This window comes from Iodobacter sp. (assembly GCF_025352645.1).
Taxonomy (GTDB): Bacteria; Pseudomonadota; Gammaproteobacteria; order Burkholderiales; family Chitinibacteraceae; genus Iodobacter.
In genome coordinates, this window is the sequence record NZ_JANXSO010000076.1 from 1 (window position 1) to 22,475 (window position 22,475).

General features: G+C 47.7%; 17 protein-coding genes. 2 read left to right on the forward strand and 15 right to left on the reverse strand.

Annotation, left to right across the window (positions count from 1 at the left end):
- Positions 1 to 161: 161 nt before the first annotated feature.
- The 13 genes from Q0R17_RS09205 to Q0R17_RS09265 all read right to left on the reverse strand — a co-directional run bounded on the left by Q0R17_RS09205 (position 162) and on the right by Q0R17_RS09265 (position 16,260).
- The gene (locus tag Q0R17_RS09205) at positions 162 to 2,531 is read right to left on the reverse strand and encodes a S9 family peptidase (protein WP_293934316.1); all 2,370 of its coding nucleotides are present in this window, start codon (positions 2,529 to 2,531) and stop codon (positions 162 to 164) included.
- A 143-nt stretch (positions 2,532 to 2,674) separates the two neighbouring features.
- A complete protein-coding gene (locus Q0R17_RS09210) occupies positions 2,675 to 3,073 on the reverse strand; it encodes a ClpXP protease specificity-enhancing factor (RefSeq protein WP_293934318.1) in 399 nt (132 codons plus the stop codon).
- Between the two features lie 156 nt (positions 3,074 to 3,229).
- The gene (locus Q0R17_RS09215; RefSeq protein WP_130106349.1) at positions 3,230 to 3,835 is read right to left on the reverse strand and encodes a glutathione S-transferase N-terminal domain-containing protein; all 606 of its coding nucleotides are present in this window, start codon (positions 3,833 to 3,835) and stop codon (positions 3,230 to 3,232) included.
- 168 nt (positions 3,836 to 4,003) lie between these two features.
- Complete coding sequence (locus Q0R17_RS09220) at positions 4,004 to 4,552, reverse strand: response regulator (protein WP_293934319.1); 549 nt, start codon at positions 4,550 to 4,552, stop codon at positions 4,004 to 4,006.
- The gene (locus tag Q0R17_RS09225) at positions 4,552 to 5,880 is read right to left on the reverse strand and encodes an HD domain-containing phosphohydrolase (protein ID WP_293934320.1); all 1,329 of its coding nucleotides are present in this window, start codon (positions 5,878 to 5,880) and stop codon (positions 4,552 to 4,554) included. The genes Q0R17_RS09220 and Q0R17_RS09225 overlap by 1 nt, the downstream gene beginning before the upstream one ends.
- Before the next feature lie 97 nt (positions 5,881 to 5,977).
- Positions 5,978 to 7,624, reverse strand: a complete 1,647-nt coding sequence (locus Q0R17_RS09230) for an ATP-binding protein (RefSeq protein ID WP_293934322.1) — start codon at positions 7,622 to 7,624, stop codon at positions 5,978 to 5,980.
- Positions 7,625 to 7,677: 53 nt separating this feature from the next.
- A complete protein-coding gene (locus tag Q0R17_RS09235) occupies positions 7,678 to 8,994 on the reverse strand; it encodes an ATP-binding protein (protein WP_293934324.1) in 1,317 nt (438 codons plus the stop codon).
- Between the two features lie 36 nt (positions 8,995 to 9,030).
- Positions 9,031 to 11,547, reverse strand: a complete 2,517-nt coding sequence (locus Q0R17_RS09240; protein ID WP_293934326.1) for an EAL domain-containing protein — start codon at positions 11,545 to 11,547, stop codon at positions 9,031 to 9,033.
- A gap of 559 nt (positions 11,548 to 12,106) precedes the next feature.
- On the reverse strand, positions 12,107 to 12,862 hold the full coding sequence (locus Q0R17_RS09245; RefSeq protein ID WP_293934327.1) for a cytochrome c1: 756 nt from the start codon (positions 12,860 to 12,862) through the stop codon (positions 12,107 to 12,109).
- A gap of 12 nt (positions 12,863 to 12,874) precedes the next feature.
- Positions 12,875 to 14,149 (reverse strand): cytochrome bc complex cytochrome b subunit, encoded by a 1,275-nt coding sequence (locus tag Q0R17_RS09250; protein WP_308446356.1) that lies wholly within the window; start codon positions 14,147 to 14,149, stop codon positions 12,875 to 12,877.
- An 11-nt stretch (positions 14,150 to 14,160) separates the two neighbouring features.
- Positions 14,161 to 14,745, reverse strand: a complete 585-nt coding sequence (petA, locus tag Q0R17_RS09255; protein ID WP_293934330.1) for a ubiquinol-cytochrome c reductase iron-sulfur subunit — start codon at positions 14,743 to 14,745, stop codon at positions 14,161 to 14,163.
- A 301-nt stretch (positions 14,746 to 15,046) separates the two neighbouring features.
- Complete coding sequence (locus Q0R17_RS09260) at positions 15,047 to 15,508, reverse strand: hypothetical protein (protein WP_293934332.1); 462 nt, start codon at positions 15,506 to 15,508, stop codon at positions 15,047 to 15,049.
- Positions 15,508 to 16,260 carry a Nif3-like dinuclear metal center hexameric protein gene (locus Q0R17_RS09265; protein ID WP_293934334.1) on the reverse strand — a complete coding sequence of 251 codons (753 nt, stop codon included), beginning with the start codon at positions 16,258 to 16,260 and terminating at the stop codon, positions 15,508 to 15,510. Before Q0R17_RS09265 ends, Q0R17_RS09260 begins: the two co-directional genes overlap by 1 nt.
- 21 nt (positions 16,261 to 16,281) lie before the next feature.
- On the opposite strand from Q0R17_RS09265, the gene Q0R17_RS09270 reads away from it, so the two are divergent.
- On the forward strand, positions 16,282 to 17,430 hold the full coding sequence (locus tag Q0R17_RS09270) for a Do family serine endopeptidase (RefSeq protein WP_293934336.1): 1,149 nt from the start codon (positions 16,282 to 16,284) through the stop codon (positions 17,428 to 17,430).
- A 352-nt stretch (positions 17,431 to 17,782) separates the two neighbouring features.
- Here Q0R17_RS09270 and Q0R17_RS09275 read toward each other — a convergent pair whose 3' ends face one another.
- Both Q0R17_RS09275 and Q0R17_RS09280 read right to left on the reverse strand, forming a co-directional pair.
- A complete protein-coding gene (locus tag Q0R17_RS09275) occupies positions 17,783 to 18,973 on the reverse strand; it encodes a peptidoglycan DD-metalloendopeptidase family protein (protein ID WP_293934339.1) in 1,191 nt (396 codons plus the stop codon).
- A gap of 175 nt (positions 18,974 to 19,148) precedes the next feature.
- Complete coding sequence (locus Q0R17_RS09280; protein WP_293934342.1) at positions 19,149 to 21,119, reverse strand: monovalent cation:proton antiporter family protein; 1,971 nt, start codon at positions 21,117 to 21,119, stop codon at positions 19,149 to 19,151.
- 338 nt (positions 21,120 to 21,457) lie between these two features.
- Between Q0R17_RS09280 and Q0R17_RS09285 the strand changes: the two genes are divergently transcribed.
- Positions 21,458 to 22,429: a KpsF/GutQ family sugar-phosphate isomerase gene (locus Q0R17_RS09285; protein WP_293934344.1), complete on the forward strand. Its 972-nt coding sequence runs from the start codon at positions 21,458 to 21,460 to the stop codon at positions 22,427 to 22,429.
- The last annotated feature ends 46 nt before the right edge of the window (positions 22,430 to 22,475 follow it).

Genomic DNA, 22,475 nt, shown 5'->3' on the forward strand with positions numbered 1-22,475 from the left:
CATGTTGGTTGGTGATCGTTTTAATACCTGCTTCGCCCGTTAAATATTGCTGAACGGCAGTAAGTTTGAATTGCATTGTGTACTTGGACATAAAAACACCCCAAAAATGGACGGGTGTCCAACTTTTGGGGTGCAGTTCACTCTACGATGGGCTTTTTGCATTATTGGGCTTTTAAATATCTCTCTAGCCACTGATCTTGTTCCCACAGCATTTGCATGATGGATTCGCGGGCGCGGTAGCTGTGGCTTTCGTTGGGCAGCATGACTAAGCGCGCTCTGGTACCTAGTCCTTGTAGTGCTTGGTACATGCGCTCGCTTTGGATGGGGAAGGTGCCGGAGTTGTTGTCCATTTCGCCGTGAATAAACAGCAGCGGGTCTTTGATTTGGTCGGCGTAGTTAAACGGTGCCATGGCTTGATATACGTCTTTGGCCTCCCAAAAGCTGCGGTCTTCGGACTGAAAGCCAAACGGGGTGAGCGTGCGGTTATATGCGCCAGATCTGGCGATGCCTGCTTTAAATAACCGCGTATGGGCTAGCAGATTGGCGGTCATAAATGCGCCGTAGCTATGGCCACCAATGGCAATTTTATTGCGATCGGCCACGCCTAATTTCACTACCGCATCCACCGCCGCCTCGGCATTCATTTTTAGCTGTGGCAGATAGTGATCGTTGGGTTCGGTTTTGCCTTCGCCCACAATCGGCATGGCGGGGTTATCCAGCACGGCGTAGCCACGGGCCAGCATGGCTTGCGGGCCGGTGTAGCTGATGCGGTTAAAGCGGTAAGGCGATTCGCGCACTTGGCTGGCGAGTTGGGCGTTTTTAAATTCGCGCGGATAGGCCCACATCAGCATCGGCAGCGGGCCATCTTGCTTAGCGTTGTAGCCAGCGGGCAGATACAGCGTGGCGTCTAGCTGCACGCCATCGGCACGTGGGTACTGAATTTTCTGCTTTTGCACATCCTTAAGCTGCGGGGTGGGATGTGGGAAAGCGGTGAGCGCCCGTACTGTGGCGCCAGTATGCAAATAAAAATTGGGCCGCTCGCTTGTACTTTCGCGGCTGCTGATAAATTCTGCATCACTCAGTATGGCAAGCGGGGCTTCGTAATACGGTGCTTGAGATTGCCATAGCCGCGTAGATTTTTTGTTGGCTAGAGAGTAGCGGTCTAAAAAGGGCCGGTCGCCCTCTGGGCCAGCACCTTCGCCGATGAGATAAATGGCATCGCCATTTTGTTTGATCACGCTCTGGCCGTAGGCGTTTTTGCTGGTCACCGGATCGCCCGCGTCGGCGTAGCGGTCTTCAGATTTGCGGGCAAAGAGTAGCTCGGGCATTTGCTCAGGCTGGCCAGGCTGGATGCGCCAAGTGCGGGTATCACGGGTTTTCCACCAGCTTTCTTCAATAATTGCCAGATGATCGTCGCCCCACACTACAGAAGCGCCGCGCCATGCTAAATCGATGAGTTTTTGGGCTGGGGCATTAAACGGTGCGGCCTGTTGATAGAGGGTGTCGCGGATGTTCGCTTCTTTACTTGGATCGCCACCGTCTTGGGCTTCTAGCCAAGTTAAAGTGGCTGGCTGATCGTTTCGCCATGCAAAATCACGCGGGCCACTGGCCACGGCGTCATTGCCAGGTGGGATGCGGTCTTGCAAAGGTCGCTCTGCAATGGTTTTGATAAGCTTGCCTTGGCGATTCCATACTTCATAAGTCTGCGGAAAATAAGACACTGGAAGCAGGTAGGAATAGGGGCGGCGTAAAGATTGGGTGAAAATTAGTTGCCCATCAGGCGAGGCACTGGCGGCGAGCAGGGTGAGCGGTTTGGCGATTTTTTTGATCTCGCCATTTAAATTCACGGTGGCTAGCTGGCTTTGTAAGTGCCAGTCGAGCAAATCTGCATCTGCCTGTGTTTTTAGCATATCAGGGTAGGTGCGGATTTGGCTTTTGCTGCCTGGCTGGCTGTCTTGGGTATTGGGGCCGGTTGGTGTAGCGGGGGCGGTAGGAGCACTGCTTGCGGGTGCTAGCTGCACCAGTAATTGCTCGCTAGCGCTAAGCCAGCTGAAACCCGCGCTGCTGCTGGTATTGAGCGGTTCTTTGATTAGCTGCTTGGCACTGGCATTAGCAATATCCAGCAACCATAGCTCCACGCCTTGATTACCCCAGCGGCTAAATGCCACCCAGTGCTCATTGGCCGACCAAGCGGTGTCGGCAATGCGTGCATCCTTAGGCAGGCCACTTACCGCGCGGCTTTGGCCGGTTTTAATATCTAAGAGGCTGATACCGCTAGCAAAATCAAAGCGGCTCTGGCTGCGCATTTTTGGGTTTAGCCGCAGCCCCGCAAGTTTTAATTCTGGCTGGGCTACATCGGCAATGCTGGGTAAACCGGGCAGGCTGAGCAATAGCGCGGTGCCGTGCTTGGGCCCAAGGCGAAACAACGGCCCGCGAGGTGCATCGACTAAGGCTTGCAGTTCAGCGGGGGGAGTTTGATAGGCGTTGACGATAGGACTCATAAATAAGGCAATCAGCAGTAAGCGGCGCATGGCGTTTCATTTTAGGAGTGTATGAAGAAGTCTGTCGATTCATAGGCACTTTACATTAAGCATTTGTAGGAGGGGCAAGTTTTTTTACCCACTCTGCGCATCCGCGTGGGCAAAAAAAATCCCACCGCTGTGGTGGGATTTCTTTACTTTACAACGCGCAACTGCGGCTTGCCAGTTGGGCGGGGAGGGGTATCGGTAGGTGGGGTGTCTTCTGGCTCTATTTCATGAGTACCTTCGTATTCAAAGCCCATTCCCTCGCCATTTTCTCTGGAGAAAATTGAAACCACGCAGCCAATTGGCACCAAAATTTCACGGGAAACGCCACTAAAGCGTGCTGAAAAGCTGATGTAATCGTTACCAATCGAGAGGTTATGCGTGGCGTTGTAGCTGATATCCAGCACAATTTCGTTATTCTTAACGTGTTCCATTGGCACTTGCATTTTGCCCATCACTCGCACAACTAAATAGGGTGTGTAAGCGTGGTCTGAGCACCATTCATGCAAGGCACGAATCAAATAAGGTTTGGTAGAGACAGTTTGCATGATTTGTCCTTTTTAAAAAGGGAGAGGGGGAAGACAACGCTTGACTCCCTATTCCTGTTCATAAGTAGGGCGGGTAAAACCCGCCAGATTTAGCTGCAATAAGCTTAAAAACGGCGGGTTTTACCCGCCCTACAAATTCACACTCCCAACAAGCATTTACTTACGCATTGCTTTTTCGTTCGCAGTCAGCGAATCAATAAATGCTTGGCGGCTAAACAGACGTTCGCCATATTTCATAATTGGAGCAAGTGCCTTAGTGACTTCAATACCGTAGTGCTCAAAGCGCCAGATCAATGGAGCAATTGCTACATCAAGCATAGAGAACTCTTCACCCAACATAAATTTTTGCTTAGCAAACAAAGGCGCGATTTGGGTCAGGTTATCGCGAATGGTCGTGCGCGCTTTTTCCATTTCTTTTTTGGTAGTGCCGCTGGTTTCCAGTGTTTTAACGTGGATAAATAGCTCGCGTTCAAAGTTAAACAGCATTAAACGGGCGCGGGCACGCATTACTGGATCTGCTGGCATGAGCTGCGGATGTGGGAAACGCTCGTCGATATACTCGTTGATGATATTAGATTCGTACAGAGTAAGATCGCGCTCAACCAACACAGGTACTTCGTTGTACGGGTTCATTATTGCTAAATCTTCTGGTTTGCTATGTACATCAACATCGATAATTTCGAAGTCCATGCCTTTTTCAAACAGAACAATACGGCAACGGTGACTGAACGGGCAGGATGTACCGGAATATAGCTTCATCATGGCGACGGATCTCTGCAAAAGTATATGAATTGCAGCATTCTACGCAGTTTGGTGAGTTTAATCCAGAATACGACTATAAGTTACTGATTTTAAATGATTAATGTTGTTTGTTCCAAAAGCTTAATTTGTTTGAAATAGGCCGCTTAGAGTGTTAAATCACGATAAGATTCACACTTCATCAATCATCACCGAGCCATCGGGGCCCCAGTTCACTCGGGTAATGCCTGGCATGGCGTCTTCTAGGCGTTTTAGCTCGTCGTCTTTTTCTTTTGATTGGCTACGAATTAGCCTTAATTCATCTGCTAGCCGCTGGTTTTCTACGCACAGTTTCTGAAAGCGTAATGCTCCGCCTACCGTAGAGCGCAGCTCAAAGTCGTGCCATGGTTTGCTTAAAAAACGATAAATTTCGACGTCGTTAATGGCCAGTACAAGCCCCGCCAGATCGGTCATGCCAGATAAAATAATGCGCACGCAGTCAGGCTGGCGATAGCGAAAATCAGTCAAGAAGGCCACGCCATCTAAATCGGGCATGCGATAGTCGGAAATAACCAGCTGGTACTCCTGTGTTTCACTGGCTAGTAGGGCGGCTCTGGCATCTGTAAAGGTGTGGATGGTGTAGTTGGGCGACGTACCGTCAAATTCATCCTTGGCGTTGAGCGTGCGTTTTAGCGAGGAAAGGATATTGGCCTCATCGTCGACTAGAAGGATATGCGCCATTATTTCACCTGAATGTAAATGTCTAAGCTGCTGCTATCGGCAAGTTCAAATGCTCGGATATGGTTGACTAGTCGCTCATCTAGCACATGGTCTTTGGCCAGCAGCATAACGCCTGAGGCAATTAAATCGCGGGCCAGAATCATGAGTGGTTTTAAATCTTTGCTTTTTATCCGCAGCTCTTTGATGTCTGGTGTGTTTTCTGGCTTGGCAACGACAGAGCAGAAAGCCTCGACAATTTTGGGGTCATAACGCTTGCCACTGCCGCTTTCTATATTGCTGATGGCCTCGTGTCTTGGCATAGGTTTGCCAGTTAGAAAGCCAGCTTGTAGTGCTTCAAAATCACGGCATAAGCTTAAAATTCTTGCTCCTAGTGGAATTTCGGCGGCACCTAACTTATCTGGAAAGCCCAGACCGTCGTAACGTTCGTGCTGGCTGCGTATGATTTGTGAGGCGTTTTGTAATTGCTCTAAGGCCATCAGTGCGGCGTGGCCCTTGCTGGGATAGGTGCCATAGACATTGCGTTCTTGCAAATTCATTTCAACATAGGGTTTAGCGAGCAGGCTATCAGGCAGGCCAATTTTACCAATGGAGTGAAGTAGACCAGCGATAAAGGTGTCTTGCACTTCCGCTTCAGCCAGTTTCAGCTGGCGTGCAATCTGGCGCGCTAGATCGGCAATCACTCGAGCATGCCCAGCTAGTTTATCGGCCCGCATTTCCATTAAATTAGCAAATACTCGGATCGAAGTAATAAAACCTTTTTTTAGCTTTTCATGTACTTCGTTTAATTCCAGCATGGTGAGTTCTAATTCGGCAGTGCGGACTTTAACTTGGCTTTCCAATGAGTTATTGAGCTTTTGTAGTTCTTCATTTTGGCGGATTACCACTATATTCAGCTGAGCTTTTTCTTTTTCTAGCCGTTTTATCGCCAAGGCCTCATCAACAATGCGCAGCATTTCTTCGTCGTCCCATGGCTTAGAGACATAACGATTAATGCGCGCTTTGTTGATGGCATCGATGGTCGAATGAATATCCGCATAGCCGGTGAGTAAAATTCGGGCGGTATCCGGCCAGTAATCAAGTGTGCTGGCTAGAAACTCCGCACCTGTCATTTCTGGCATACGCATATCTGAAATAATTAGATCTACTTTTTCCTGCGCCAGAATAAGCAAGCCTGCTGCACCGCTTTCGGCAGTTAAAACCGTATGGCCGGTTTTGCGTAACAAACGACGTAGTGCAGCAAGAATATTAACTTCATCGTCTACACACAGCACGGTAAAGCCATGTTCTACCGGCGGCTCCGCTGTTTCGGGATGAATACTTGCTTGCACGATTTATCCTTTTTAGAACCTTGATTAACAGCGTGTGGTTGGCTTAAAAAAAGTGACAAAAAATACACTCAGCCGTGATGATTATTCTTTTTATAATTCATTCTTGCTGAATTGGTAGCCAGATATCGAAAGTGGTCCCTTCGCCAAGCACACTGCGCACCTCAATTCGGCCATGATGTTCCTGAATGATTCCATAAGAGAGTGACAAACCGAGTCCCGTGCCTTGGCCTATGGGCTTGGTAGTAAAAAAAGGATCAAAAATCCGGTTTACATGTTCGGCGGCAATGCCCTTACCATTATCGCTGAACGAAATACATACTTGCTGATCGACGCAGCGTGTGCGGATATATATTTTTCCTTGTTTTTCAATAGCATGGCTGGCGTTAACCAGCATATTCAAAAAAACTTGATTAAGCTGTGAAATAACACAGTTAACTAGCGGTAGGTCTCCATATTCTCGAATAACTTCTGCTTTGTATTTTATTTCATTTTGAACGATATTAAGCGTGCTGTTAATTCCGGAATGAATATCTGCATATTCCCATGTTTGATTAGAGTCAGTTCTAGAAAAGTCTTTTAGATTTTGTACAATATTTTTAACTCTTTTTATGCCTTCTCTTGATTCATTAATTAATGAATTAATGTCTTCTTTTATAAAATCAAAATCTATGTTTTTTCGTTCTTTAGCTAGTATAGAGTGCTCTTCCATATGAGGGTGAAATATGGATTCATATTTATCTATTAAACCAAAAATGTCAGTTAAATAGCCAACTAATGCCCCAAGGTTAGAGCTGACATAGCCAATAGGATTGTTAATTTCATGAGCAATACCTGCAGCAAGCTGCCCGATAGATGCCATCTTTTCTGACTGTAACAACTGATTCTGAACATTGCGCAGCTGATCATTAAGTATCAGCAGTTCTGAGTTTCTTTTTTCTATGGCAATGGTATTTCTTTGTGATTCTTCAACACGTATTTTTACCTCGTGTTCTAACGTTTCTTCACGATGTTTACTGGCAGTAATATTGGTACTTATTTCATAGTAGTTTTTTATTTGCCCATCGTACGTATCCATAGGTACCAGCATTGTTTCTAGCCAGTAATCTTCACCGGTTTTTGATTTTGTACAGGTTTCAAACTGTAGTGCCTGTAAAGGTTTTAAAGCCTGTAATGATCTGGAAAAGTTTTCATCAGGGACTAGGCCAATTTCAAAGCGTGTGAGCGCTAATAATTCTTTTTTTGAATAGCCGGTAAGCTGGCAAAATGGTTTGCTGACATAGACAAAGCGGCCATTATCAGTGGTAATTGCAATCAGAGCATTGGTATTCAGTGCATTTCTTTGGATGTCCATTTCAGACATCATGTTTTCCATTTGTTGTAACAGCAGTTTGCTATAGCTGATATCTATGGCTAGTGCGGTTATTCCCATTATTTTTCCATCGCTGTCATAATGAGGAATCCGGTGGAGCTGCATGGTTTTTTCTTGGCCATTTTTGCCTTTTAATGTGATTTCTTCATTGGTGACGCCATTGTTAAAACTGAACAGGTCACCTTTTTCTATCATTTTGGCAATATGATCTGAAAATAGATCTTTATCATATTTTCCCTGCCACTCCTCAGTATTGTTCTGAGCAAAGCTCTGCCATGCAGAGTTGGCCCATAAATAGCATAAAGAAGCGTCTTTTTGCCAAGCAGGCAAAGGCAATTGGGCGCATACACTACTGATTAAAATAGGAGTGCTCATAGTGCAACCTTTAATTGATATATATTAAATAGCTATAAATGAATAAATAACATTTAAATGACTTCTGATTTATTTAGTTCCATTGCATTTACAGGTATTCTTAAAGTAAAGCAGCTGCCTTTGTTTATTTCACTTCTAACACTGATTTCACCATGCATTTTTTTCATTAAACCAAATGCAAGAGATAAACCCAAGCCGGTACCTTTGCCCACAGGTTTGGTGGTGAAAAAAGGATCGAAAATCCGAGTGAGATGCTCCGGAGAAATGCCGCTGCCATTATCTCTAATATCAACATAAATATTATTTTCGTGTAAACGAGTGCGTATCAGTATCTTTCCGAAGGAATTGATGGACTGTGCAGCATTGATGAGCAAATTTAAAATAACTTGATTAAACTGAGAGCCTATTATTTCTATATTTGGCAGTACGGCATAATCGACAGTTATTTCTGCTTTTGATTTTATTTCATTCTTTGCCATGTTAATGGTGTTATCTATGGCTTTATTAATATCAACTGCGCTCCATTCCCCTGAGTCGACATGAGAAAAGTCTTTTAAATCTCTGACAATGACTTTTACTCTTTCTAAACCATCTTTTGATTCTTTAACTAGATCAGGCAAGTCTTCAAATATAAAGGTCAGGTCATTTTTTTTGATGATGGCACTTTTTATTTCATCATCTATATGATCTGTGTTTTTATACTCGTCAAGTGCAGAAACTAATTTAATACTGTAGTCATTGAGGGTGTTCAAATTGGAGCTGATAAACCCGATGGGATTGTTAATCTCATGGGCAACTCCCGCTGCAAGCTGGCCTATTGAGGCCATTTTCTCCGCCTGTGCCAGCTGGATTTGTGTTGTTCCCAGACGCTCAATTAATAAAGCCTGTGCTTCGGTCTTTTTTTCTAGCTGCATTTCTATTTTTTGTCGGTTTTCTACTTCATCACGTAGCTGCTTATTCATTTCTTCTAGATGGATGGTTTTTGCTTTTATTCTTTGATCAAGTTGTTCCATATTAGCAAACAGATAATTAAGTTGGTCGGCCAGTTTGCTGAATTCATCGTTACCATAGACTTTTAGGCGCATATTCCAGTCATGGTGATCATTGATTTGATTTAGACCTTCATAAATATCCGACATGGCTTGGGTAACGCTGTGGCTTAGTAGTGAAATAAGCACTAATGCACTGATAAATGTAGCAATAAAAACACCAGTCATTCTTAATTTTGCGGCATCGATTGGCAGGCTACCATCTGCGGAATGAAGGGCTATATAGCCATAGATTAAAGTGCCTATTAAGCAATGCAGCAGCAAAATGTAGAACCGGCTCTGTAAACTTATTCTTTTCCAGTAATGAAATATAGCCATCATCGAACTCCCTAGAAGATGGATGCTACGTTTAAACAATCACTCATAATGGTCAGATGGCTTATGAGTATTGGTTTTTTGCTCAAAATAGGTAAATGCATGGCGAATTTCTTCTAACAGGTCTTCGTCTTCCCAAGGTTTGGTCAGAAATTTGAAAATACCTGCACTATTGATGGCATCGGTAAGCGTATTGAGTTCGGTATATCCAGAAAGCATAATCCGCACGGTATGTGGGTAAAGTTCACGGGCTCGGTGTAGAAAATCTGAGCCGTTCATATTGGGCATGCGCTGGTCTGAAATAATAACGTTGATGGAGTGCCGCCCAAGTAATTCAAGCGCTTGAACCCCTGAGGTGGCGGTATATATAATATAGCCGCTACGGCGAAATAGTCGTTTTAGGGCATTAAGAATGTCTTGCTCATCATCGACTAGCAGCAGGCTACGCTGTGTTTTTTCTGAGATTGTGTTTTGCAAGGGGCGCTGCCTGACTTCGCTAATGAAATGGTCAAAATCTATGGCTGTTAGCGGCTTAGAGAAGTAATAGCCCTGAATCTGATCACAGTTCTGGCGGTGTAGGAAGTGCAGCTGGCTCTCGGTTTCAACGCCTTCCGCCACCACATTTAAGCGCATGCTGTGCGCCATGTTGATAATGGCAATGGCGATCATGGCATCATTAGGCTCGGTAATGACATTCTGAATAAATGAGCGGTCTATTTTTAAAGTATCAAAAGGGAATTGTTTTAAATAGCTGAGGCTGGAATAACCCGTGCCAAAGTCATCCATGGCCAGCGATACACCCAGTTGTTTGAGGCGTTTTAAATAAACAATGGCAGCGTCTAAATTTTGCACGACGACGGATTCGGTTAATTCTAATTCTAAATATTTACTATTTAACTGTGCCCTATTTAGGGCCTCTGTAATGATCTCTACAATATTATCTTGTCTGAATTGCAGTGCTGATAAATTAACTGCCACTGAAATAGGGCATTTCTCCTGCCATTTCTTTGCCTGCTGGCAGGCTTCATTTAATACCCATTCTCCAATTGGTAAAATAAGGCCTGATTCTTCGGCAAAGGGAATGAACTGGCTGGGCTGAATTTGCCCCAGTATCGGGTGCTGCCAGCGGATTAAGGCTTCCGCCCCGACCAGTGCCCCAGAGAAAAGGTCTATTTTGGGCTGGTAGTACAGCTCAAATTCATTGCGTAGCAGGGCATTTCTCAGTGCGGATTCCATTTCTAGAATTCGGCTGGCCTTCTGGTTCATTTCTGGGGCAAAAAAGCGGAAATGATTACGGCCGTTTTCTTTGACTTGATAGAGGGCGACATCGGCACGGCGCAAAAGTGAATCCGTATCCATGCCATCTTCGGGGGCAAAACTGATGCCTATGCTGGCGGTGACAAATAATTCGTTGTCGCCAATGCTGCAAGGTTTGGCGAGGGAGTTGAGTATTTTTCTGGCCACGGTGGCGGCGTCTTCTTGTGCTGCCAGATCCGTAACGATCGCAAATTCATCGCCCCCCATGCGGGCGACTGTATCGCCTGCACGCATCAGTGATTCCAGCCGAGTGGCAACCAGCTTGAGTAAAATATCACCGACCGCATGCCCTAGGCTGTCGTTAACATTTTTAAAGCGGTCTAGATCAATAAGCAAGATAGCAGCAATGCTGCCATAGCGCTGACTACGGGTAATAGCACGGGCCAGCCTGTCGTTGAGCAGTGCACGGTTTGCCAGCCCTGTTAGCGGGTCGTGAGTAGCCAGCTGAGCGAGCTGAGCTTCGTTGCGCAGTCTTTCACTGACATCATTAAAAATGCTGATGTAATGGCTGGTTTTACCTTTTTCATCTAGTAGAGGGGCAATAAATAATTCGTTGGCAAAGGGCGTGCCGTCTTTACGAAAGCATTGCAGTATCGCATGGCCTGTAGCGTGATTCCGCAGGGTACGACGTATCATTTCTAGCTCAGGCTGGTCCAGTTTATTGCCGAGCAGTAGCCGACCATTCTGGCCAATAAATTCCTCTGCAGGGTACCCCGTTATTCTTTCAAAGGCCGGATTGACGTAAAGAACCAGGTGGGATGCTGAGAGCGAATCGCTGATCATGACGGCATTGGTGGAGGAGTCTACTGCTCGCTTGAAGAGCTCCAGCGGTTGCGGCGCACTGATTTCGGCGGGTGGCGCAGGCAGCTTTGTGACGGGAGGGTGAGAGTGCTGAGTGAGCAGCTGCTCTACCGCTGTGATTAATGTCGCGGCGCTGCAGGGCCAGTTCAATGTAATCAGCCGTGATGTATTGTTGCCGGTTATTTCAGTAGAAGAGGAGGCGTGTTGTAGTAAAAGTAGCGGTATGTGACGGGTATTAAGGGAATTTTGTAGCCTGCTGCATAGGGATATTTCTGGGTCATGCAGAATGATAAGGTTGATAGCTTCTGGGCAGGTTTGGAATGCCTGTTCGGCGTCGTTGGTCTCAAGAATAGTGTAGCCACCTGTGCTTAATAACGTAGAACTCAGCTTTAGCTGTTTATCGTTATCGCAGATATTCAGAATAGTTGCTACATTTGCCATGGCTCCATCCTCGTGCGAGCGCAAATTAAAAAAACCTTTCAATAGCAATAGTGGCCGTAGTGACGGCTCTTATTTACTAAATATATTGTTAATCAATAATTTTCCTTGCATTAACCTTTATAGAACCATAGGTAAATTTTGCTTGCCAGTTGTCTGAAGTTTTCTTTTTCTGTAAGTAAATTTATTTTTTATTTTAAATGAATATACCTGATTATGCTTCTTGCTTACCTTCAGTATAAATATCGCCTGGTGGGTGAAACCCGAGTATTGATTGAGTATTGCTTGCGGGTTTCACCCGCCCTACAAAATAAAACACAGAGTGTGGTTCTAAAAATTTTATTTACATAGGCGGTGTTGAACAAGAGACATCATCAGCTATTTCTTACTGTTTTTTTATTTGAGGCGGTTGATGAGTGGGATAGAGAGTTGCATGCTTAGATATAAATAAACAGTGATCTGATTATGTTAATTATTGTTTATATTGTTTTTGGGGCGTGCTGGATTGCGCCCATAAAAAAACGGAGGGTTTCCCCTCCGCTTTTTATTGTGCAGCTTGCGATTAATGAATATCGCGCCAGTATTCTTTCTTCAGCAGATAGCTGATTGGAATCATAAAGAACAGCAGGAATAGTAGTACGCCGTAGCCAATTTGCTCACGCTTAACCTGAGCTGGCTCGCCCATATAAACCATATAGTTCACCAGATCAGCCACACGATGGTCGAATTCGGTTTGATCGAATTCGCCATTTTCTGCGGTTTTGGTAAGGCTACCTGATTTAACGAGTTTGAGCGCTTTATGCTCGTGCTCGCCTTCTTTTTTAACTTCTAAAATCTGCTGACCTTGCAAATCCCACAAGACGTTTGGCATGCCGACTTTATCAAAAGTCAGGTTATTCCAACCCGTAGGGCGGGTGTCGTCACGGTAAAAGCTGCGCAGATAGGTGTAGAGATAATCTGCACCACGTGAGCGAGAAATCACCGATAGATCAGGTGGGGTAGCACCAAACCAAACCTTAGCGTCTTTGGCTTGCATCGACACTTTCATCAAATCCCCTACTTTTGTCGTAGGGAACATCAGGTTGGCTTTGATTTGGTCTTCGGTCAGGCCGATGTCTTGCAGGCGGTTGTAGCGCATGGCTACCGCACCGTGACAGGACAAGCAGTAGTTAGCGAAGGTTTGTGCGCCACGCTGCAGGCTTTCGGTATCGCGCAGATTAATCGGCGCTTTATCCAAATGCACATCGGTATTGGCTTGGCTAGCAAAGCTAACGCTGGCTAATAGGGCGAACAGCAGAGTATTGAGTGTTTTTTTCATGTCGTCCTCCCCTTAGTGCATCGTTACGCGGTCAGGAACCGGCTTGGTTTTATCCATCTTGGTATAGATAGGCATCCCCAAGAAGAAGACAAAGTAAACCACCGACAGTACCTGTGCGATGACGGTACGGACATTGGTTGAAGGCAGTGCACCCAAGATACCAAGGCCGATAAAGGCAATCACAAATAGCGTGAGCATGGTTTTGTAAATTGGGCCACGGTAGCGGATCGATTTAACCGGAGATTTATCTAACCAAGGCAGCGCCGCAATAATCATGGTTGCCGCACCCATCGCCAATACACCCCAAACTTGTGTGCCAAGGAAAGACGGCACGGCACGCAAGATGGCGTAGAAAGGGGTGAAGTACCAAACCGGTGCGATATGCGCAGGGGTTTTCAGTGCATCAGCCGGATCAAAGTTAGGGTGCTCAAGGAAGTAGCCTCCCATTTCTGGCGCAAAGAAGATAATGGCGCTAAATACGGCTAGGAACACGGATACGCCGAAAATATCTTTCACGGTGTAATAAGGGTGGAAAGGAATACCGTCGAGTGGAATTCCCGTTTTTGGGTCTTTCTTCTTCTTAATTTCTACGCCGTCTGGGTTGTTAGAGCCTACTTCGTGCAAGGCCACAAGGTGGGCGACAACCAGTGCCAGCAGTACCAGCGGCAGTGCAATCACATGCAGGGCAAAGAAGCGATTAAGCGTGGCATCAGACACCACAAAGTCACCCCGAATCAGTACGGATAGATCTGGCCCGATAATAGGCAGAGAGCTAAACAGATTCACAATAACCTGTGCGCCCCAGAATGACATTTGGCCCCATGGCAACAAATAGCCAAGGAAAGCTTCAGCCATCAGACAGAGGTAAATCATCATGCCAAATACCCAGATCAGCTCACGTGGTTTTTGGTAAGAACCATAAATCAAGCCACGGAACATATGCAGGTAAACCACCACAAAGAACATCGATGCGCCGGTAGAGTGCATATAGCGAATCAGCCAGCCGCCCGCCACATCACGCATGATGTATTCGACTGAGGCAAAGGCGACCGAAATATTAGTACCTGGAATGAAGGAGCCATCTGGCTTGTAGTTCATGGTGAGGAAAATACCGGTGACAATCTGAATCACCAATACCAGCATCGCCAATGAGCCGAAGAAGTACCAGAAGTTAAAGTTTTTTGGTGCGTAGTATTCGGAAATGTGTGCTTTCCAGGTGGAGGTCAGCGGGAAACGCTCATCCACCCAGTTGAGGGCCTGTTGGCCCATCTCTTGTGCTTTGCTCATGGGTCAGGCCTCTATTTATCGTCACCAATCATTAACCGCGCTTCAGTAATGTATTTGTGCGGTGGAATGACGAGGTTTTTCGGAGCTGGAACGCCAGAGTACACGCGGCCAGCGAGGTCGAATTTGGAGCCATGACATGGGCAGTAAAATCCACCTAACCATTCTGGGCCTAGATCGGCAGGGGCCAGGTCAGGGCGGAAGGTTGGCGAACAGCCCAAGTGCGTACAGACGCCAAGTGCTACCCAAATTTCGGGTTTAATCGAGCGGGCAGCGTTGTTGCAGTATTCTGGCTGCTCACTGGCTGCAGATGTTGGGTCCGTTAGTTTGCTATCGAGCTTTGGTAAGTTCGCCAGCATTTCTGGGGTGCGTTTCACAACCCAAACTGGTTTACCCCGCCATTCGGTGGTCACTTGTTGGCCCAGTTCAAGCTTACTGATATCCAATTCTACGGGGGCACCCGCAGCCTTGGCTCGCTCGGAAGGAAAAAAACTGGCAATAAAAGGCGTGGCTACACCCGCCCCTGCTACCGCTCCGGCAACGCCCGTGGCGATCAGCAGGAATCGCCGTTTGCTGTTATCTACTTGCTGGTCACTCATAACCCAATCCCTGATTGACGGCTAAAACCACCAAATTCTACCTGAAACGACAGGGGAACTTAAAGCTTTGCGCGTATGTCATCGATAATTTATCTTGCTCCTAGCTGATAGTGGGCCCAGGAACAAGCGTAAGTACGTAGTTTTGTGGAAGTTAATATCGCTTTATAGCCAATATCAACCGATCATTATATTTTGCTCTAGGCCCGTGTTCTGGCTTAGAACAAGCGTAAGTCTGTAGTTTTGCAGGTATTTTACGCGTTATTAGTAGTGTAATGCACCTGCTGGTCTTGCTTTCCTTGCCCTATGGTGCGGCCTTGGCATGAGTGTAAGTCTGTAATTCTTCGTGTATTTTATCCGCCACAGCATCGGTTATTTCGCTGACGTTTTCACGTGCTGTTCCTGGTGCTGTGATCTGCCAAACCCGTGCGGAAAGTTGGAAACCGCCATCAAAGGGGGATAGTAGGTAGCTCATTCTTGCTTCGGTGGCCTGCGTTACGTTCGGAATTTTCATGCTGAATTCTAGCCGCTGCGCAGTTCTGCGCTTAAGTTGCATGCCTTTTTGTTTACGATATTGCACGATGTCATCAAAAATGGCTTGGGCCGGCCGATCTTTAATCACAATAATGTTGTCGCTGGTGCTGGGTAGGTTGATGACACTAGGGACTTTATTGCTTGAGGTTGGCGGTGTGCTTTGAATGCTAGGTGTGCTGGCGCAAGCGGAAAGCAAGGCGGCACAGCTTAGGGCGATTAAAAGACGCTTCATTAGACAGGATTCGCAAGGTCAAGATGAATATGTTCTAGCCCATATTGGCTGGCTAGGTGCTGACCGAGTGCTTGAATGCCGTAGCGCTCGGTGGCGTGGTGTCCAGCGGCAATAAAACTTACACCGCTCTCATTGGCCAAGTGGGTGACAAATTCGGAAGCTTCACCGGTGATAAAACAATCAATGTTTAAAGTGGCTGCTTCGTGGAAAAAACTTTGTGCGCCACCAGTGCACCAAGCCACACGTTTGATGATGCGCTCATCTGCACCAATCACCAGCGGAGATCGTTGTAATTGCGCATCAATTTGCTGTGTGAATTCTGCCAAAGTTGTGGCTGTTTTTAGCTCGCCGAGCCACGCTAGCTTTTGATCGCCAAATCGTCCGGTTTCACTGAGCCCAAGTCTTTGGCCCAATTGTGCGTTATTACCCAGCGTTGGGTGCGCATCTAGTGGAAGATGATAGGCGAGTAAATTGATGTCGTTGGCGAGCAGCTTGGCGATACGAGCCTTTTTGCTGCGGGTGATGCAGGCGTTTTCACCTTTCCAGAAAAAACCATGGTGCACCAATAATGCATCGGCGTTTAAGTCGATTGCCGCATCAATTAAGGCCAAGGAAGCCGTCACCCCTGTGACAATGCGTTGCACCTTGGGGCGGCCTTCAATTTGTAGCCCATTTGGGCAGTAGTCACGCCAACTGTCTACAAGTAGCAGTTGTCCGATATAATTTTCTAGATCTTGTCGTGCTATGGGCATTTCAACAGCGCCTTGGAAATCATGAAAAAACTTTGGTTAATTTTTGCACAAACTACGACTGCAGGTCTTGCGGTCTGGTTCCTTGTTTCATTACTCCGTCCTGATTTAGTGCGCCAACCCGCGCCAGCGCCGGTGGTTGCCGTGCAGCAAAATCACTCAGACTTTGCATCGGCCCCTGCTGTGGCATCGTATAGCCCTGCCGCAAAACTGGCGATGCCTTCGGTGGTAAATATCTACACCGCCAAAGAAATGAAGAAGCAACTGCCACCTTTATTTCAAGATCCACGCTTTAAGCGCTTTTTTGGCGATCGCTTAGGTGGCGACGAGCAGCGTGCTTCTAGCTTAGGCTCGGGCGTGATTGTCTCTGATCAAGGTTATATCATCACCAATAATCATGTGGTTGAGTCTGCTGATGAGATTGAGGTGGCTTTGTCGGATGGTCGAACTGCCTCCGCCAAATTGATAGGGGCAGATCCTGATACCGATTTAGCCGTAATTAAGATCGAGTTAGATCATTTACCTGCAATTACTTTTGCCAATGGGACAAAAGCAGAAATTGGCGATGTGGTATTGGCGATTGGCAATCCATTTGGCGTGGGGCAAACGGTGACCATGGGGATTATCTCTGCCTTAGGCCGGTCTGAATTGGGCATCAATACCTTTGAAAACTTTATTCAAACCGATGCGCCAATTAATCCGGGCAATTCTGGCGGCGCTTTGGTGGATACCAAAGGCCATTTAGTTGGCATTAACACTGCAATCTACTCTAAAACAGGCGGCTCCTTAGGGATAGGCTTTGCAATCCCGGCAACTACTATCCGTCAAATCATGGATGCATTGATTAAAGACGGCAGTGTAACGCGGGGTTGGCTAGGGGTAGAGATGCAAGAGGTCACGACTGAGATGGCGGTCTCTTTTCATCTGGCCGAAGCCAAAGGGGCTTTGATAGCCGGTGTGGTACGTGGTGGCCCTGCAGATAAAGCAGGCTTAAAGCCTGGCGATATCCTGCTGAAAATTGGTAGTGATGAAGTGCAAAATGCCTCTGGAATGCTGAATTTGATTGCTGCATTTAAGCCAGAAGACGAGGTCGTGATGCAGCTGTTCCGCAAGGGCTCGCCTGTATTGTTAACGGTGAAGTTGGGGAAGCGCCCAAAATTTAACCGGCAGTAATTGCGCTACTTAAAGTAAAAAATCCACGCCTTTGCGTGGATTTTTTTTGCTTAGGCTAGGGTCTGTTGACGTTTCATTCACAATTGCGCTGAGGCGGAAAAGGGCTAGGCACAAGGCATGCGACGAAGGTAATAACGGGTTATTACCGAGGAGCATAACGCCGTGGATGGCCCTTTTCCGCCTCAGCCCCATCGCTGGGCGAGGAAAAACTCTCGCACGCGGAGGGGTGGCTACATTTTTGGGGCTGCACAGCGTTAAAAATCGCTAATGGTACTCGTGCCATGTCGCAATTTTTGCCTTGTTCAGCCCCAAAACTGTAGCCACGCAGCCGTGAATGAAACGTCAACAGACCCTAGCAAGGAGGCGCTACTGCTTGGTTGCTTCCCGTATCAATAAAGCCATCGCTAATCCAGCTGCCTGCGCTTAGGCGGTTCCAGAGTTGAGTTGGCCCCCATACGCCATCTACCCAGTCACCTTGAGTAGTGCAAGCAATGGTGACGGTTTCACCTTTTCGTAATGAGCCAACAATGGTGGAACTGAGCGAGGGAGACTGGCGCAGATTAACGCTGCTCTCATTGTTGCCTGGTGTGGCTATGCCTGAAGGCAAGGTGCTACCCGCGCCAAAGTTGAGTAGTTCACCCCCTACATTGACGCGATTACCATTGCGTGAGGCATAGCCTTGGTAAGGGGCACTGCCTTCACGAAATAACCAGCCACCAATTACCTTGCCATCAACGGGGGTTTTATTACTGCCTTGCTTTAGGGCAAAGTGAACGTGCGGCCCTGTGGTGGAGCCACCGCAAGGCAGGCCCATCCCAATTTTCCCCAGATAAGTGCCTTTGCTGACCGTGGCGCCATTGCCCAGATTGGTTAGATTCTCCATGTGGTAATAACTGCTAGTGAAACCATTGTCGTGAACAAGGGTAATCAGCCCGCTGCCATTACGTAAGCAGCTTTGATAAATGAGTCCATCACGCGGGGCCAGTACTCTGCCATTGCCACCTGCAAAATCCAGAGAATTAAACGGGCGGCTGGTTTGATCATCGCCATGCGGCCCCCCTGTTAGCCGCCATGCGGTGCCCTCTACCCAAGGTAGTCCAAGCCCTGTCTGTACTTCTGCCAGTGGTGCACTGCGTTTTTGACGTTGATTAACGCTCTGGGATTGCAGGAGCAGCTTTCTTTCATTGGGGGCAAAGAGTGCATCAGGTGCTTGTTCCAGCAATTGCCCATATTGCCCGCTACCCTCGATGGCGACCCGCCAGTGGTTCGCAATGTATTGCGCCATAAACAGCCGTGTTTCGGGTACATCGTCAAGGTGCGAGGGCAGGATAAGGGTGGCACTGCCCAAAACCCACTGTTTATCAGGGTTAGTTTTTTGGATTTCAACCAGAATCCCCTGCTGGACGGTGGGCTGTAGCTGCAAGAGCATGGCCTGGCTGGCGGCTTTTTGCAGCTCGGGGCTGATTTCTGCCGCTGGGGCTGGGCTAAAGAGAGTGGCGGATAAAATGAGTAAGGTAAGCTGGGTAAGGCGATGACTACGCATACAGACCTCCTTGGTAAGGATGCAAGCGGCCTAAACGGTGTGTTAGTCCGCTACAAGGCTTCGCACTTCTATCTTTGTAAAAAAGAAATGCGACAGCATATAGTCAGGTTTTGCGTGATGTAAGTCAATGTTTTAAAAGCTTAAATGCTGGACCCCCGTGCTCACGTGATTCTGCTTAATTTCCTTGCAGTAAGCGCATTTCGGCGGCAGCTAGATTATCGCTTTCCCCTAATAGCACTAAAATATCACCTGCTTGTAATTCAAAACTGGCATCGGGCTGGATGGGGCGCATATTGCGGCGGCGCACGCTGCGTACCTCGATATGCAGCTGATCGAGTTGTAATTCACCCATATGTTTACCAATGGCGGCGGCGTCATTGGAAAGATAAATGGTATGCAGGCGCGGTTGTGGTCGGTCGCTGTCTTCTGCGTCTTCGCTTACGCCACGATAAAAACCGCGTAACAGTTGATAGCGCGCTTCCCGTACTTCTCTCACACGGTAAACCACTTTATTGAGCGGCACGCCCAACAGCATGAGGGTGTGCGACGCCAGCATTAGGCTGCCTTCCATGATCTCGGCTACCACCTCAGTTGCCCCTGCGTCTTTCAACTGGTCAATATCGCTATCGTCTTGGGTGCGGATAATCACTGGCAAATCGGGGCGAATGCTGTGTACCACTTCTAAAATCTGCATGGCGGAATGTGTTTCGGCGTAGGTCACCACAATGGCACTGGCGCGCATAAGCCCAGCAGCCATCAATACTTCACGCTTGGCGGCGTCGCCATACACTACCGAATCGCCCGCGGCAGAGGCTTCTCTGACCATATCAGGGTCTAAATCTAGCGCAAAGAAGCCGATATTTTCTTGGCTTAAAATACGCCCTAAAGATTGGCCGCTTCGGCCATAGCCACACAAGATAACGTGGCCTTGGCTTTGCATGCTGCGTACGGCAATTTGGTGCAAATTGGCCGCTAAATTCATCCACTCTGAGCGGGCAAGTCTCAGCACTATTTTGTCTGAGTGTTGAATTAAAAAGGGGGTGATCAGCATCGATAATACGATGCCCGCGATAGTGGTTTGCAAGAGGCTATCAGGAAGTAGTTGGCTTTTGGATGCCAGTGCCAGCATAACAAAAGCAAATTCGCCGCCCTGCCCAAGGGTAAAACCAGTGCGCCAAGATGAGCCAGGCGTACTGCCAAAAACTCTGGAAAGGCCAGCAATCAGTAAGATTTTGCCTGGGCCAAGCAGGGCCAGCACTAAGAGTACGCGCCACCATTGCTCTAGCAGTACCGAGTAATCCAGATTCATCCCTACCGTCACAAAAAACAGCCCAAGCAGTAGGTCTCGAAAGGGGCGGACATCGTCTTCCACTTGGTAGCGAAAATCAGTTTCTGCAATGAGCATTCCGGCTAAAAACGCACCTAAAGCGAGGGATAAACCCGCCAGCTCGGTGATCCAGGCAATCCCTAGAGTCACCAGCAAAAGGTTGAGCATAAATAGCTCGCTGGAGTGTTGCCTTGCCACCATATTGAACCAAGGCCGCATCAGTTTTTGCCCAAAGTAGAGCAAAACCAGTAAGACCACGATAATTTTTAGCGCTGCCAAACCCAGCGCCATCAGTAGCTCATTCCCTGGGAAATTCAGTACCGGAATCATAATCAGAAACGGCACTACGGCTAAATCTTGAAAGAGTAAAATGCCGATAGCGTTTTGGCCGTGCGGCGCGTGCAGCTCGTTGCGATCAGCCAGCAATTTAGATGCCATGGCCGTGGATGACATCGATAAAGCGCCACCCAATGCTAAGCCCACCTTCCAATCTAGGCCGACTATCAAGCAAATTACCATCACTACACCCACCATCGTCAGTACTTGCATGGCACCTAAGCCAAATACAATGCGGCGCATGGCATTGAGGCGAGCAAGGTTAAACTCCAGCCCCAAGGTAAACATCAGAAACACCACACCAAACTCGGCAAGGTGGGTGGCTTCGTCGCTACTCGTAATAAAACCAAGGGAATGGGGGCCAATCAGTAGGCCAACAACTAAGTAGCCCAGCATGGCAGGAAGCTTTAAGCGACGACAAAGCACCACCGTAAGTACGGCGGCGGCAAGCAAAAGCAGTAATGAGGATAGCTGGATGGACATAGGGCTCGAAGGAACTGGCGAATGGCTGGTTGGCTTTATCCTACTGCTAAGCAGTGGCTTGGGGGCGTTGAGTGCATTTTACTGACCATGTGTATTTGGTTTTGCTAGCCTTGTTTAGCCCCAAAACTGCAGCGAACGCAGCCGTGAATGAAACGTCAACAGACCTTAGGGGGATTGATTTAAATACTAGCTTGATTGCGTACTCCCTCCCTATCCCTTGTTTACCTTAAATACTGGGTGGTGCATAAGTTTTATGCACCATTATTGATCTTGATTGGCATATTGCCAGAAGACGCAGGTGGCGGGAGAGGGGCTGCATCTCTTATACTTTCGCGCATATGAAAAATGCCAAATTTATCCTCGACTGCGCCAAGCGCGTATTGCGAGTTGAGGCCGAAGCGGTTTCTGCTCTGGCCGATCGACTCAATCCCAGTTTTGTCACTGCCTGTGAGCTGATTCTAGCCTGCCAAGGGCGAGTTATCGTGCTTGGTATTGGCAAATCAGGGCATATCGCTAAAAAAATAGCCGCCACGATGGCCAGTACGGGCACCCCAGCTTTTTTTGTTCATCCTTCTGAAGCTGCGCATGGCGATTTAGGCATGATTACCCGCAGCGATGTGGTGCTGGCCTTGTCTAATTCAGGAGAAAGTGACGAAGTGATTGCTTTGTTACCCAGCCTGAAGCGTTTAGGCATCCCCTTGATCGCCATGACGGGTAATGAGCAATCTACTTTAAGCAAGCAAGCGGACGTGCATTTAGATTCAGGGGTTACACAAGAGGCTTGCCCGTTGAACCTTGCCCCAACGGCAAGTACCACCGCCGCATTGGCCTTGGGTGATGCGCTGGCGGTAGCGCTAATAGAGGCACGTGGCTTTCAGGCTGAAGACTTTGCCTTGTCCCACCCAGGTGGGAGCTTAGGGCGGCGCTTATTGGTACTGGTACGCGATCTAATGCATACCGGTGACGCTTTGCCCGTGGTGCAGCAAGATGTATTACTGCGAGATGCCCTGTTAGAAATTAGCAAGAAAGGCATGGGAATGACCGCCGTGGTGGATGCTGCAGGTAAGCTGCTTGGAATATTTACCGATGGCGATTTGCGCCGCGCACTGGATCAGGGCGTCGATGTGCGTGATACTCCCGTATCAACGGTGATGACTTTAGCACCGGCAACGATTGAATCGCACAAATTAGCTGCCGAAGCGGTGCAGCAAATGGACGCACGCCGCGTCAATGGTTTATTGGTGCTAGAAGCTGGAGTATTGGTCGGTGCGATAAATATGCATGACCTACTACGCGCTCGTGTCGTTTAAAATCAGCAAACATAAAAACGGCTTATGCCTCGTGTTCAAATTTTCG